At 47.1% G+C, this 14,050-nt stretch carries 14 protein-coding genes; 11 read left to right on the top strand and 3 right to left on the bottom strand.

Annotated elements, in window-relative coordinates:
* Positions 1-308 precede the first annotated feature (308 nt).
* Together C8N47_RS16260 and C8N47_RS16255 are read left to right on the top strand one after the other, a co-directional pair.
* Positions 309-956, top strand: a complete 648-nt coding sequence (locus C8N47_RS16260) for a class I SAM-dependent methyltransferase (RefSeq protein ID WP_107823632.1) — start codon at positions 309-311, stop codon at positions 954-956.
* 3 nt (positions 957-959) lie between these two features.
* Positions 960-1,205 carry a thiamine-binding protein gene (locus C8N47_RS16255; protein WP_107823631.1) on the top strand — a complete coding sequence of 82 codons (246 nt, stop codon included), beginning with the start codon at positions 960-962 and terminating at the stop codon, positions 1,203-1,205.
* A 3-nt stretch (positions 1,206-1,208) separates the two neighbouring features.
* On the opposite strand, the gene C8N47_RS16250 is transcribed toward C8N47_RS16255, so the two are convergent.
* Positions 1,209-2,315, bottom strand: a complete 1,107-nt coding sequence (locus C8N47_RS16250) for a serine hydrolase domain-containing protein (protein WP_107823630.1) — start codon at positions 2,313-2,315, stop codon at positions 1,209-1,211.
* A 112-nt stretch (positions 2,316-2,427) separates the two neighbouring features.
* Positions 2,428-3,597, bottom strand: a complete 1,170-nt coding sequence (gene purT, locus C8N47_RS16245; RefSeq protein ID WP_107823629.1) for a formate-dependent phosphoribosylglycinamide formyltransferase — start codon at positions 3,595-3,597, stop codon at positions 2,428-2,430.
* Positions 3,598-3,842: 245 nt separating this feature from the next.
* Here purT and C8N47_RS16240 point away from each other — a divergent pair, with 245 nt between their 5' ends.
* The 9 genes from C8N47_RS16240 to C8N47_RS19135 all read left to right on the top strand — a co-directional run bounded on the left by C8N47_RS16240 (position 3,843) and on the right by C8N47_RS19135 (position 10,917).
* The gene (locus C8N47_RS16240; RefSeq protein ID WP_211316181.1) at positions 3,843-4,661 is read left to right on the top strand and encodes a metallophosphoesterase family protein; all 819 of its coding nucleotides are present in this window, start codon (positions 3,843-3,845) and stop codon (positions 4,659-4,661) included.
* A gap of 11 nt (positions 4,662-4,672) precedes the next feature.
* Positions 4,673-5,323 (top strand): hypothetical protein, encoded by a 651-nt coding sequence (locus tag C8N47_RS16235; RefSeq protein WP_107823628.1) that lies wholly within the window; start codon positions 4,673-4,675, stop codon positions 5,321-5,323.
* Between the two features lie 766 nt (positions 5,324-6,089).
* Positions 6,090-7,403: a lysine 2,3-aminomutase gene (gene kamA, locus C8N47_RS16225; RefSeq protein ID WP_107823626.1), complete on the top strand. Its 1,314-nt coding sequence runs from the start codon at positions 6,090-6,092 to the stop codon at positions 7,401-7,403.
* Positions 7,396-8,256: a putative beta-lysine N-acetyltransferase gene (ablB, locus tag C8N47_RS16220; protein ID WP_107823625.1), complete on the top strand. Its 861-nt coding sequence runs from the start codon at positions 7,396-7,398 to the stop codon at positions 8,254-8,256. The genes kamA and ablB overlap by 8 nt, the downstream gene beginning before the upstream one ends.
* Before the next feature lies 1 nt (position 8,257).
* Positions 8,258-8,455 (top strand): hypothetical protein, encoded by a 198-nt coding sequence (locus C8N47_RS16215; RefSeq protein WP_107823624.1) that lies wholly within the window; start codon positions 8,258-8,260, stop codon positions 8,453-8,455.
* Positions 8,452-8,676, top strand: coding sequence for a hypothetical protein (locus C8N47_RS16210; RefSeq protein ID WP_107823623.1), 225 nt, complete (start codon positions 8,452-8,454; stop codon positions 8,674-8,676). The genes C8N47_RS16215 and C8N47_RS16210 overlap by 4 nt, the downstream gene beginning before the upstream one ends.
* Positions 8,677-9,483: 807 nt before the next feature.
* Positions 9,484-10,146 carry an SIMPL domain-containing protein gene (locus tag C8N47_RS16205; protein WP_170111428.1) on the top strand — a complete coding sequence of 221 codons (663 nt, stop codon included), beginning with the start codon at positions 9,484-9,486 and terminating at the stop codon, positions 10,144-10,146.
* A gap of 229 nt (positions 10,147-10,375) precedes the next feature.
* A complete protein-coding gene (locus tag C8N47_RS16200; RefSeq protein ID WP_107823621.1) occupies positions 10,376-10,618 on the top strand; it encodes a type II toxin-antitoxin system ParD family antitoxin in 243 nt (80 codons plus the stop codon).
* Complete coding sequence (locus C8N47_RS19135; protein ID WP_107823620.1) at positions 10,615-10,917, top strand: type II toxin-antitoxin system RelE/ParE family toxin; 303 nt, start codon at positions 10,615-10,617, stop codon at positions 10,915-10,917. Before C8N47_RS16200 ends, C8N47_RS19135 begins: the two co-directional genes overlap by 4 nt.
* A gap of 259 nt (positions 10,918-11,176) precedes the next feature.
* Here the strand turns inward: C8N47_RS19135 and C8N47_RS16190 are convergent, their stop codons facing one another.
* Positions 11,177-13,507, bottom strand: coding sequence for a multiheme c-type cytochrome (locus tag C8N47_RS16190; RefSeq protein WP_170111427.1), 2,331 nt, complete (start codon positions 13,505-13,507; stop codon positions 11,177-11,179).
* Positions 13,508-14,050 lie beyond the last annotated feature (543 nt).

The following is a 14,050-nucleotide window of genomic DNA, read 5'->3' as shown; positions in this document are numbered from 1 at the left end:
AGAACATCAGGCAATTGAAAAGGCGGCGATAAGAGTGTGTTAATGTCAGAAGTATAAGCATACCGTCGATCAATTTGAAATCAAAAGTAGACATTTTTGGTGTTGCTGATACGCTCACCCTCTAAATTATTTTCGACTTAACTATTTGTTTTACGCCAACTTATATCAGACAAAAAGATCTGATTCAGGAATTATCCGTTTAAGCCTCTGACCGGAAGGGCTTCAATCCGTCTTCTTTTATTTTGAAGCACAAAGAGGTCGTTGGTATCGAATTTCATCCTATTTTTGAAACGAAATAAAATGAGCAGATGAATATTTTTGCAGACGAGACAGTTGCCAATGCTTACGATTCGTATTACGAAACAGAATTTGGCAAAAAAGTAGACGAATTGGAACGTGCAGCCTTGCTGGAAGTAATGAAGGACGTTCCGCGCGGAAAACTTCTTGAATTGGGCAGTGGCACCGGTCACTGGACGGAGTTTTTCCTGGAACAGGGCTTTACGGTTACTGCCTCCGAAGTCTCTGATGCCATGTTTGCCCATGCCCGCCAAAAACTGGCCGGACGCGTGGAATTCCGAAAAGCGGATATGATGAACTTATCGATCGAAAGCGAGTCTGTTGAAAATATCGCCGTCATCACCGCACTTGAATTTGTTGAAGACCAAATGCAAGCCTTTGCTCAAATGTACCGCGTTTTAAAACCCGGAGGCTGGTTGATCGTTGGCTGTTTGAATGACAGTTCAGTTTTAGGAAAAAACAAAGCAGACGATCCGGTATACTGCCACGGTGAGTTTATGACAAAAAACGATCTGGAAACCTATCTGGAAAGCTTTGGGATACCCCAAATTGTCGAATGTGTTCATCTCACGGCCAATTCGGAAGTATTGGATGGAACAGATGATGCAAAAACAGTTCCGGGGGTGTTTTTGGCTGCCTGTGTTCAAAAAGAAGATTAAGCTATGCACATCACCGTTGAAATAAGCTATTACCCGCTGCAGGAACGCTACGAAGAACCGGTTAACGAATTACTGGCCCTGCTTGACAAGCAAGCTGATGTTGAGACTGAAACCGGAACAATGAGTACGTTGCTGCGTGGCGAATATGAACCGGTGATGGCCCTACTGACAGGAACAATGCGCCAGCTGATGGACAAATACCCGTCGGTATTCAACCTAAAGATTTCCAACTCCTGCGAAATCAAATAGCCACTATTCAAACGGAATAGCAGCTGCAATTTTTTCCCACATGCTCAGGTGCAATTGCAAGGGCAACAAGGCGTCGTTCGGTGCTTCACCCATCCGAACAACCACCAGATTGACAGAGGGAATTACATCGATAAACTGCCCGTTCTTCCCCATCGCAGCATATAAATCATCCGGTGCAGCAGGTGCTATTGTATAGTTGACAGGGATGGTTAAGCCCGGTAAAATAACCGATTCTTTGCCATTCAGCCAGGTGAGATACCCGTACGATAAGTTGATGTTTTGTGAGGTATTGGTCATGGCGGTAAAATAGTCCTGGTCCGATAGTACAGCTGCCTTATCCCAGGTCCCTTTGTTCAGCAGCAACAAACCAAACCGGGCAGCATCGCGGGCCGTGCTGTAATACACATTATTTTCACCGGTTTGAATCCAGGTTCCTTTCATACCGGTTGGTTGCTCTACCTTCTCATGCGTGAAATCATTATACGTTTCACCCGAAGCATTGCTAATCACCTGCTCAATCAAGGTATAGGCTGCGTTGTGATAAAACCACTGTGTACCGGCATCGGCCTTGTACTGCAAGCACGAAGGATCGGTGCAGTCGAGATCGTCAACATCGTAGTCCAAACCGGTGGTCATGGTCAGCTGATGGCGAATGGTGATCAAGTCCTCCTTTGCCTTGGGTGCACTCGTCCAGCCTTCACCCAAATACTCCGATGTTTGATCCGCGATGTCCAGCAATCCTTCCTCTTGTGCTATTCCCGTTAAAAAAGCCGTTAGCGTCTTTCCTGCCGACGCCCAATACCATGGCGTGGCAGCTGTAAAGTCAGCATTTCCCAACAGATTCTTGCCCCAATACTTTTCAACAACCATCTTTCCATCCTTCAGGATGATCAAAGCCCGGGAGTTTTGTTCTTCCAGATAGCTGTAGAGCTCATTCAATGCTGTTTCATTCCAGCCCAAGCTGGCGGGAGTCAAACTTTCCCACGAATCAGAAGTCACCGGCGGGAAATACAAATCCGAAGACACAGGATCTGGTTCCGGTGTATCGTCCGAACTTTTGCTACAGCCGAGCAAAACCAGCAGTACTAAAAAAGGAAGGTAACGCATCATAGACCTGAGCTTTTGGTTAGGTCTAAAATACAAAAAGAGAGGCATTTCACCTCTCTTCTTCTTGACTTATCTTTTTACGCAATCGTAGCTTGCACAAAACGAAACCGGCAGGCTAGTTCGCTTTCACCGCTACTTTATCGGCCAGCTCGCGGGCTTGCTTTTGAAGCTCCAGCGTATCGGCATCGGGCTCTGAATTTAACAACACAACCCCCATCCGGCGATGTTCGCGCGCGGCTTCTTTGCCGAATAAACGGAAATCGGCTTGTGGATTTTGGCACACAACATCCCAGCCCGTATAAACCGGATTGTTAGTTTCAATGCCCGACAAAACAACGGCACTGGCACCCGCTTTTTCCTGACGGATCTCCGGAATGGGCAAGCCCAACACCGCGCGACAGTGCAGCTCAAACTCGTTCAGGTTTTGCGTACCGGCTAAAGTGACCATACCGGTATCGTGCGGCCGGGGTGACAATTCGCTGAATACCACGCCATCGGCTGTAATGAAAAACTCAACGCCCCAAATACCGGCTCCGCCAAGTGCTTTTGTGACTTTAGCAGCCATTTGCTGTGCTTGCTCCTCGAAACCTTCGGGCAGTGCGGCGGGCTGCCAGCTCTCCTGGTAATCACCCCGCTCCTGGCGGTGACCAATCGACTTACAAAACAAGGTATCGCCGTTCTTCTGGGTCACCGTCAACAAGGTAATCTCGCTGATAAAAGGAACAAAAGCCTCAACAATAACCTCTTCGGCATCACCGCGCCCCTTTTCCGCAGCAATTTTCCAGGCTTTTTCAATTTCTTCTTCGGTTTTAATGGTCGACTGACCTTTACCCGACGACGACATCAGTGGCTTCACCACGCAAGGAATACCCACCACCTCAACGGCAGCTTTCAGTTCCTCGAAGGTTTTGGCGTAGCGGTAATTGGCGGTTTTCAAGCCCAGCTCTTTCGCTGCCAGGTCACGAATCGCTTTGCGGTTCATGGTGAAGTTTGCAGCCTTAGCCGAGGGCACCACCTGAATACCTTGCTTTTCGTAGTCGTAAAAACGTTCGGTACGGATCGCCTCAATCTCCGGAACAATTAAATCCGGCTGATGCTTGGCAACAATTTGGTCAAGTGCCGCGCCATCCAACATATTGATGACCTCGCAAGCGTCAGCCACTTGCATAGCCGGCGCATTGGCATAACTGTCGACAGCAATAACGGTTTGTCCCCAACGCTGTGCAGCAATTACAAACTCCTTCCCTAATTCGCCGGACCCCAGCAACATAATTTTCTTTTGCATATAGCCTTATCTCGTTTTTTGTATAAGCTGCAAAGTTAAGATTTTCCGAGACTTCTGCCGAATTTCAAACAAACACAGCCGTCCCAATTAATTGCTGTCGGAATGATTTCAATACCAGCAAGTGAGCAAAAACAGCATAGTTGACAAGATCAACTATTGTTACGAAATTATTAACCCTCACCGCCCATCCCCTGCACATTGGGCAAAACGATGTAATTTTGATGCTGAAAACAGAAAACAACGTTATGGAAACAATGCTTCAGCACATCAAAAGATCGTGGCTTTACCCGGTCGTGCTCTTATTTCTCGCATCCTGCGAGCTATTCGAGTACCATCCTTATGACACTCAAAACTTTGACAAAACTGAGGTGAACGCGGCAAACATCGCAAAGATTGAACTCCAGGACAATCAATCAGACACGCTTCGCTTTGTGCTTATTGGCGACAGTCAGCGCTATTACGACGAAACAGAGGATTTCGTTGACAACATCAACCAACGCAACGATATTGATTTTGTGATCCATGCCGGCGACATTACCGACTTTGGCCTTAGTAAGGAATATGAATGGATGTACGATATCCTAGACAAGCTGCAAGTTCCTTTCGTGACGTTAATCGGCAACCACGATGTTATTGGTCATGGCAAGGAAGTTTACCTGACCGTTTTTGGCGATTACAACTTCTCCTTCGTCTCGCACCGCACCCGGTTTATTTGTCTGAACACGAATGCACTCGAGTTTGACTATTCCACCCCTGTTCCCGATTTCGATTATATGCTGGGGTTTATGACCGACTCGGCCGACATTGATCAAACGATTGTTGTGATGCATGCACCACCCTACAGCGACCAGTTTAATAACAATTCGGCACTGATGTTCAATCATATTCTCGGGGAGTATAAAAACCTGCGTTTCTGCCTGCACGGGCACAACCACCAATTAGAGGTCAATGATTTCTTCGACAATGGCATACTGTACTATGGCTGCGAAGATATTTCCAAACGAAGCTATATGGTCTTTACCGTCACGCCCGAGAACTACAGCTACACGATCGAACAATTTTAATTGCCTCTGCCATGAAAACAACACTCCTTTTATGTCTTTCATTTTTAATCCTAAGCCTGCCGCTGTGGGCCGAAGAAAACTCAAAATACGCTGACCGCGAAGCCCGACGCGTTCAAAAAGAAGAACAAATAAGACGCAAGTGGGCCAATTTGATCCCCAAGCAAAATAAGCTTCAGTTCGCCGGATCGATGGGGATGTTCTCCGGCTCGGTAGGCTGGTACTACGGCAAAAAGAACCAGTGGGAGACCGACCTTTTCCTGGGATTTATCCCTAAGATGAACCGGCAGGATGGCCATGTAACCATCACCTTAAAAGAAACATACACTCCCTGGCGTTTGTCGATAAATGACGACTTCAGCTTCGAGCCGCTCACGACAGGCGCCTACCTGAATAAAATATTTGGCGAATATTTCTGGAATAAACTCCCGGAGCGTTATCCCAATGGCTACTACTTTTGGGCTGTCAACACACGCTTCAATATTTTCGTGGGGCAGGCCATCACCCTGAAACTCGACAAGTCGCCTCTGTTTGGGAAGGAGCTGTCGTTTTATTACGAAATAAGCACCAACGACCTTTATGTGATCAGCGCCATTGGCAATCAAACCATCCATGCATGGGACATCATCGGGCTGTCGCTGGGCATCCGCTACCGGGTATTTTAGGAAAAGACACTGGCCTTTCAGGCTGGCGGGTTGCTGGCTACTGGTTGCTGGCTACTGGTTGCTGGTTACTGGTTGCTGGTTACTGGTTGCTGGTTACTGGTTGCTGGTTACTGGTTGCTGGTTGCTGGTTACTGGTTGCTAGTCCATCAGGCATTCAATCCTTCAATCCTTCAATCCTTCAATCCAGTAATCCGAATATCCAGTAGTCCGCGACTGCGACTGCGACTGCGACTGCGACTGTGACTGTGACTGTGACTGCGACTGCGACTGCGACTGCGGTTTCTCCCAATCGTCAATAGTAAATCGTTAAATTGCAAATTATCACTGGCTGCGACTCCTTCAGTCCGTCAGTCCGTCAATCCGTCCCCTATATATTCATTTCTACACAAACAATTCACATTCGACCGCTACGGATCTCGAAATTTAAACTGATTCTATGGAAGACGTTTCCACGCACCGGGCAAAACCCGCTCACCACAGCCCCTACCATCTCACATACACGCCATTACAAAACAAAAACATTCAACACATTGATAAAAACACAATCAAACTAATCGATCTAACGAACGACACAACTGCCTGAACAATCGGCTTCAACTTCATTTTACCAATCAATTTTTGTATTTTTGTTCGCACAGAAACTATTCTACTTTCAGGGCAGAGTGCAGGCACCTCTTCATGCAACACCTGAAATAACAGGCCCATGCAGGCCACGATACAGCAATCGCTGAAATTTGAACCATATAAAAGAGGAAAAGAGTAATCTATGATTTACACCAATTCGCAACAGGCACTTGCAAACAAAATCGACGACAAACCACAATTATCAAACTGGAAAGACTGGAAATGGCAGCTCAAGCACCACATCCGCAATCTGGAGCAATTCGAATACCTGACAGGGATTCGGTTTTCGGATGAGGAGCGCGCGCAGCTGGAAGCTACCTTCGCCAAATTTCCGCTTTCCATCACGCCGTATTACTTATCGCTGATCGACAAAAAAAACTATAAAAATGACCCGGTATTTAAACAAGCCTTCGGAGCTGTCGAGGAGCTGACAACCCTGCCGTCGGAGCTGGCCGATCCGCTGTCGGAAGACAAGGACAGTCCGGTAGAGGGAATCACGCACCGCTACCCCGACCGGGTGTTGTTTCATGTCAGCAATGTATGCGCCATGTATTGCCGCCATTGCACCCGCAAGCGCAAGGTCGGCGATATCGACTTTGTCCCCTCAAAGGAGCAGCTACGCAAAGGGATCGACTACATCAAACAAACCCCACAGGTACGCGATGTGTTGCTCTCGGGTGGCGACCCGCTGATGTTGCCGGACGAAAAGTTGGATTGGTTGCTCTCAGAGATCAGCCAAATTCCGCATGTTGAGATCATCCGTCTGGGTACACGCATGCCAGTGGTTCTCCCCTACCGTGTTACCGACAAGCTGGTGTCGATCTTGAAAAAGTACCAGCCTTTGTGGATCAACACCCACTTCAACCACCCCAACGAGATTACAGCCTCCTCCCGGGAAGCACTGGCCAAATTGGCCGACGGAGGTTTTCCGCTGGGCAACCAATCGGTTTTACTGGCCGATGTGAACGACTGCCCGCGCATCATGAAATCGCTGCTTCACAAGCTGGTACAAAACCGGGTACGCCCTTATTATTTGTACCAATGCGACTTATCGGAAGGGCTCTCGCATTTCCGCACGCCCATTGGCAAAGGCATTGAAATTATGGAGAGCCTGATTGGCCACACCAGTGGTTTTGCACGCCCCACCTACGTTATTGACGCGCCCGGCGGCGGTGGCAAAATACCGGTGATGCCCAACTACATCATTTCCTGGTCGACCAACAAAGTGGTGCTTCGTAACTACGAAGGTGTTATCACCACTTACCAGGAACCCGACAGCTACGAGCTTAAAAATTGCGACCGCAATTGTTCGGAATGCACCCTGGAGCTCAACATCGATGGGGTGGACGAAAACGAAGCTATTGGGATTGAAAAATTACTGTCGGATTCCTGCGATACCATCTCGCTGATTCCGGAAAATAACGAACGCCTGCAACGAAGAGACATCAATGACTAACCCAACAATACAAACAACGACCGACACACTGCTTGAGCTGGGACACGGCTCACTGCTCCAGCACGGAAAGCACAACGACCGGATTTACCTGATGAAGGTCCATCCGGGCGATGAAGCGGAGATTCTGACGCAGCTGAACCAGCTAGCCGAAGAACAGGATTATGGTAAGTTGTTTTGCAAAATACCACAACATCTGGTAGCTCGTTTTCAGGATGATGGATTCACTGCCGAGGCCATCATCCCGGACTTTTACCAGGGCCGGGAAGATGCCTTTTTCATGGCTCGGTACCGCCATGCCGAACGTGCACAGCTTCGCGAACAGGAACAGCTACAGCAGTTGCGGAAACTGTTTGCAACAGCCACGTCAACAAGCAACAAGCGCAGTTTACCACAAGGCTATACCCTCCGGCAATTAACGCCGGAGGATGCAGAACCGACTGCAGCCATCTACCAACAGGTGTTTGCCAGTTATCCTTTCCCGATTTTCGATCCCGAATACATTCGCCAAACCATGGCCGACAACGTCATGTATTTTGGAGCCGAACAGGATGGAAAGCTGGTCGCTTTATCATCGTCCGAGATCGACTTTAAAGGCGGAAATGCGGAAATGACCGATTTCTCGACCCTACCCGGACACCTGGGCAAAGGCCTGTCGCTACACCTGTTGGAATATATGGAACGCGAGATGCTGAGTCTGAAAATTAAGACACTCTATACCATTGCGCGGCTCAACTCGCTGCCGATGAATAAAACCTTTCTGCGACGCAATTACCGGTATGCCGGAACACTGATTCAGAACACCAATATTGCCGGACAGCTCGAAAGTATGAACTTGTATTATAAACAACTATAGAATGGCAGAGCGAAAGTTAGGACAACGTTGTCCCCATGCCAACCAATGCCCGGTGTTTGCCGGAAAACATAAAACACCGGGCCTGCCGCTTTTTCTGTACCGCAATGTCTTTTGCCATCGCGGACAGAAAGGCTGGGACAACTGCCAACAATACAAGGAATTTGAAATCCCCGAAAACCAAAAACCAAACAGCGTATGACAACAAATATCATTAGCCTGAATGAACTAAATGAAGAAGAACAAGCCATCGTCCGCTTACTTAGTCAGGATGGGCAGTGCCTCTACGGTAACATCCTGAAAAACTTGAATATTTCGCCCACGAACGGCGCAAAACTGATTCATGCACTTACCAGCAAGGGCTACATCAGAAACGCCGAACATGCATCGGTATACGAGCTCAACGGCCGGTTGCAAGAATAAACCTGACCAACAGTGACATTTTCTACATCCTCCCGGGGGCCAGTGATCAGTCGTAGCAAGGGTTAATTTACCATTTAACAATCTACCATTGACAACTGGCAAGATGCGTATTCGCTCGGAGCCCATAAGCTTATTCGATATTGAATATTGGAAATTCATCGTCAGCAGCATCGGCGCTTTTCCCGACATCGATGGGCGACGTGGGGACGTTCTATCCCGGAGTGCCGCTCCTTGCCTACCACAGGCAGGCTTCGTCGCTCAGCCCGGGCTGAATTGACCTGGCCTTTCAGGCTGGCGGGTTGCTGGTTACTGGTTGCTGGTCCATCAGGCATTCAATCCGTCGATCCTTCAATCCCTCAATCCGACAATCCAGCAATCTAACAATCCGGAAATCCTACAATCCAGCCCTCCGATAATCCGAACACCCAGCAATCCACAACGAGCTTGCTCCATGCAAACACCAGACTTTTGCCCATTTTTCCACGGGCATTCAACTAGCTTTCTCTATCTTCAGATACAGTAAGCTTACAGAAAGCATACAGGAACCTTACAGAAAGGTAGGCTTTGCTCCGACGAAATTCCGGTTGTTTCGGGAACAAAAATTCGCAAAAAAGGGGGATCTCGACCGGGGAATCGTTCAACCGGATTTTTACCAACATTCGTTTTTAAACAAAACAACAGAATAGCAATGTTAATTATTATTGCTAATTTAACAGCATACGATAACGATGGATGAATTACTAGAACGCCACAGGTAGTTTTAAGGAACAGCAACCTATCAATAAATCAAACAACACCATGACCTCAATGAAGGAAAAAGAATACATAGTTTCAGTCACGGGTTATTCAAGAATTTTCGTAAAACCAAACTATTTTACAATCGATGTTTCCCTGGGCTGCATATCTGACACAATGGATAATTCACTGAAAAAAATAAACAAAGATATGACAAGCCTCTATCGGTTGGCAGAATCGGTTGGGATAAAAAAAGAGATTGTAAATGTTGTTGATTTGAATTTTGACCTTGAATATGAGTGGAAAAAGAACACCTATATTTTTGTCGGTTATAAAGTTGAACAGCAAGTAACTATTGAAATGGATGTTACTTCTGAAAATGAAACGATGGCAAAGATTTTCATTAGTCGCATATCGGGATTACTATCAAATATGAAACAATGTAAAATAAATTACAATCTTAAAAACAAAAAGGAACATTTAAAGAAGGTTAGAGAATTGGCATTTTTAGATGCTCAAGAAAAAGCAGAACAATACACAAAACTAGCTAACATTAAAATAGTTGGAACAAATACAATCTCTGACATAGAACCGATTCAACAGTATTCTCGAAACAATGCACCATACGAATGTGATTCACTCTCAGGTTCTGGAGAAGACACTAGTCTTCCAAATGGGAAAAAGATTGTATTAGAGAGTAAAGTATTTGTCGTATTTGACATTGGGAAAAAATAAAAGCCGAGCTATAACACTTAGCCCCTAATCAAGCGTTGCGTACATATACGGGCTTACTCGACCATTGGCAAGGAGGCACAACACGCTAAAACGTTTAGCGTTGTTTGCAAGAGCCGGATGAGCGGCCCCCCTTGGCTACCCTCCCCTTTGCTTAGCCGACTGCTCACTGTTGCGTGCAATTTGGCTACGTTACCACGATTTGGTACATTTGATTAAACTTGTAGTTAAAATGGGGAAAAACACATCAATATCACTTGGCGATCACTTCGAGAATTTTATAAATGAGGAGGTGAAATCGGGCAGATACAGTTCTGTTAGCGAGGTAATTCGTTCTGCCTTACGACTTTTAGAACGGGAAGAAAAAAAAGAAAAAGAATTAATTAAAGCTCTTGAAATAGGTGAACAAAGCGGATTTATTGAAGATTTCGATCCAAAACAAAATCTGACTGAATTACATCGCAAACACTTATGAGTCGAAATAAATACCGCATAAGTCAAGAGGCTATTAATGACTTGAACAGAATTTGGGTTTACACGCTCAACAGATGGTCGAAAGAGCAGGCGGACAGATATTACGAATTGATAATCGGAGAAATCGAATTTATTGCGGACCACTTTTCTACTGGAAAATCAGTTGAATATACTCGAAAGAATTACCGTGTGACTAAAATAAAATCGCATCTTATTTTTTACCGAAAAGTGGGAAATGACATTGTGGAAATCGTTCGAATTTTACATCAACGAATGAATATTAAAAAACACCTGCAATAAAACCAATCCTATGACACTTAACATCAAAGCAAGCGTTGCTAGCATACGCCGGCCATTGGAGGCTTCATTGAATCACCGCTATAACCACCCCAAAGACCGCCAGATAGAGACAGTATCGTCATTCTATGTTGCGGGTTCCTTACGGGGTAGAATTTAGTCGGTACTGTTGGCCTTGCAAAGCCGTTCTTACCAACCAGACCTCCGATTTCTTGATTCCGCAAAACAGGCTGCACCATCTGCCAGTCCCCACCAACTGCTGCTATCGTTCCAGCTGTTCTACAAGCTCATTCAGCTCGCCATTGCCGGGGAACTGTGCCAGCATACCCCTTGACAGAACCAATGCCTTCGTTTTCATCTGGTTGCTCAGATAAAAGCGTAACAATTCGGCCTTACTGTTATAATCCCCCATCAATTCAACTTCCCGGATCAGGTAGTCCGCGGCCAATTTCTTTTGGCCCATAAAGTCGTACATCATGGCAATATTATGAGCCACTCTCGGACGATGCCGATCCTGCTGGTACGACCGAAGCAAGATCTCCAGCGACTGCTCATAGCTGCCCATCTCAGCCAGCAACAAACCGTACGAATACAAGGCCGCGGCATCTGCGGGCTCGTGTGTCAGATAATCGGCAAAACAAGCTGCCGCTTTCCCATTCTGACCAAGTTTATTGTAACTATAGGCCATATTCAGCTTCACAAAATGCAGTTCCCGATCCTGCTCCAACGCCTTGGCATAGTACCGCACGGCTTGTTCTATTTCGCCCTGGTTATAGTAAAAATTGCCCAAATTAAACTTACCACCCGGAAAGTCGGCATTATACATCAACGTTTGTTCGTATTCGGCACAGGCTTGTTTAAAAGCCGCTTGATAGGAAGCAGGAATCTGTGCTTCGCCCACTGCCAGCAAGAGATGTGCGGCCTCGGTTCGGATAGCTTTTGTATCATCGTTCAGCATGGGCAACAGGCGCTGAATATCGGCAGTTGTAGCAAGCGGGACAGCACGCACAGCAGCCAGCCGGATGGTTGGATCCCCATCGTGCAGGAAAGCATCCCCCGCAGCCTTTAGCGAATCCGGAAAGTAATTTCCCAGATGCTGAACGGCCAAGGCCCGAACGTTTACCGGATACAGCTCGTCCCCACTGATCGCTTTCAACTGCTGAGCAGCGCCGGGCTCTTCCCGCCGGGCAGCGGCAAATGCTTCAGCATAATGATACCGGCGGCTTTTACCGAACCACTGCGTAATATAGTCGTCGGCCCATTCATTCGTTTTATCGGTGTGACATTGATTACAGGCATTCGGAACCCCATATCTGATCGATAAATCGGGACGAGGGATGCGAAAACTATGGTCGCGGCGGTAGTCCACGCCCATATAGTAGCGACCGTGCATGTGACAGTTGATACAGAGGGATCCCGAGCCAACGTCAAATTTTTTCCCCGATACGCTCACCAGCCCCTTGCCGGGCATCCCTTCTGTTTTATGAAAATGATGCTCAGGGGTATCATAAATTTCGGGTTGATGACATTGTGCACAAAGCTGGTTGTACTGCCGCCCCTGATTTCCGAACAACAGTTTTCCGCTGTGCACATTATGACAATTATTACACCGAACAGCCTTAGTGTGCATTTTACTCTGAAGGAAGGAAGCATATACATAGTCCTCGTCCTGAATTTGCCCGTCAATAAACCAGGTCGGGTCTTCCGGTAAATTGGGAATCAGATGATCATAAATACTTGCCGACGAATGATCGAAATCCTGCAATGCCTCGCGACGACTATGACAGCGAACGCAGTTATTGACATATTGCTGATGGTCGATGCCGCTGGTTTTTACTTGCAAGCCAAAATTGGCCATCCTTCCACGCTCCTCGTCGGCTAAAGAGGCCCACTCCAGATGCCGGGAACCGGGGCCATGACAAGCCTCGCAGCTGACATTAATCTCGGACCAGCTGGTTTGATACGAGTCCGTCTGCGGATCATAGCCCTTAACCAGGTTGGTTGAATGACAGTCGGCACACATACTGTTCCAGTTCTGGGCCTGGTTGGTCCAATGCAGCCAGTTGTTCGAATCGATAGTCTGATCGGCATACAGGTGATCTGCCAGATGATACCATTTCCGGTTCTCCGCATCCCAGGCTAGCGGCAGGGTTTGCAGACGTCCACCCGGAAACCCGACCAGGTACTGTTGCAGAGGCGTGTAGCCAAAGACATATTTCACTTCAAAATCATGCATCTGCCCGTCAGCCCCATCGGTATTGACCATAAACTTACCACTCTCCCTGAAAAATCGGTGTGTCCGTCCCTGCGCCTGCAGGCTTGTCCCGTTAAAATCGCCACGAACGGTCTGCTCGGTTGCATAATCCATGGCTCTTCGGTGGTGCGATTGTTCCCAGTCGCGATATTCCGCAAGATGACATTCCTTGCAAGTTTCCTTGCCTGTAAAAAAGACCTCTGTCTCCTCCTGTTCGGCTTGTTCCCCCAATGACTCGATCAACAAATAAACGGGCACTGCCACGACTGCAACAAATAGCAAAATCCGGTATAAAAAGGTGTGTTTTCGAATCTCCATCATCGTGATAAAAATATGCATTGCCGGACTGATCCATTTCTGCCGGAACAAACAACTTGCCTGCACCCCAAAAATAAAGCGCATCTCCGGCAAGGGTCCTGTAATCGCCTTCCTGCCAACCTTGGCGGCTATCCCCTCCACTACCTGGTCAGGTGCAAACGCAATATCAACGTCTTGCTCGCCTCAATTGTTTTGGGCATGGCAGTTGTTCGGCTTCGAAAATCACGTTTCTCCCTGCACAAAACATCCTTGATTTTAGAGGATGAAAGTTGAGATTTTCGGATATCCGGTTGTCGTAACTTGTCGGGGTGCCGTGCTACTCAGACTATAGCAATTGCTTTTCAATGTTTCGCATAAGGCTCAATTCAATTGCTAATCGGTAGGGAATGGCTAAAGCCATTGCTGATAAACGGGACCCCGTCCGGCAGAACGCAGCTCCTCTTTGAGCAATAGACGAAGCGAAAAAAGTGTATCCGTCTCCACGATAACGTATAGGCTTTCGGGATTATTCTTTCGATTTTCACATCCTTGATGTTTCACAAAAAAAAGGATGTACTATGATTT

It is taken from the genome of Mangrovibacterium marinum (assembly GCF_003046625.1).
GTDB classification, from domain to species: domain Bacteria; phylum Bacteroidota; class Bacteroidia; order Bacteroidales; family Prolixibacteraceae; genus Mangrovibacterium; species Mangrovibacterium marinum.
Note: the sequence above shows the minus strand (reverse complement) of the source record. Positions and strands in the feature narration are given on the sequence as shown.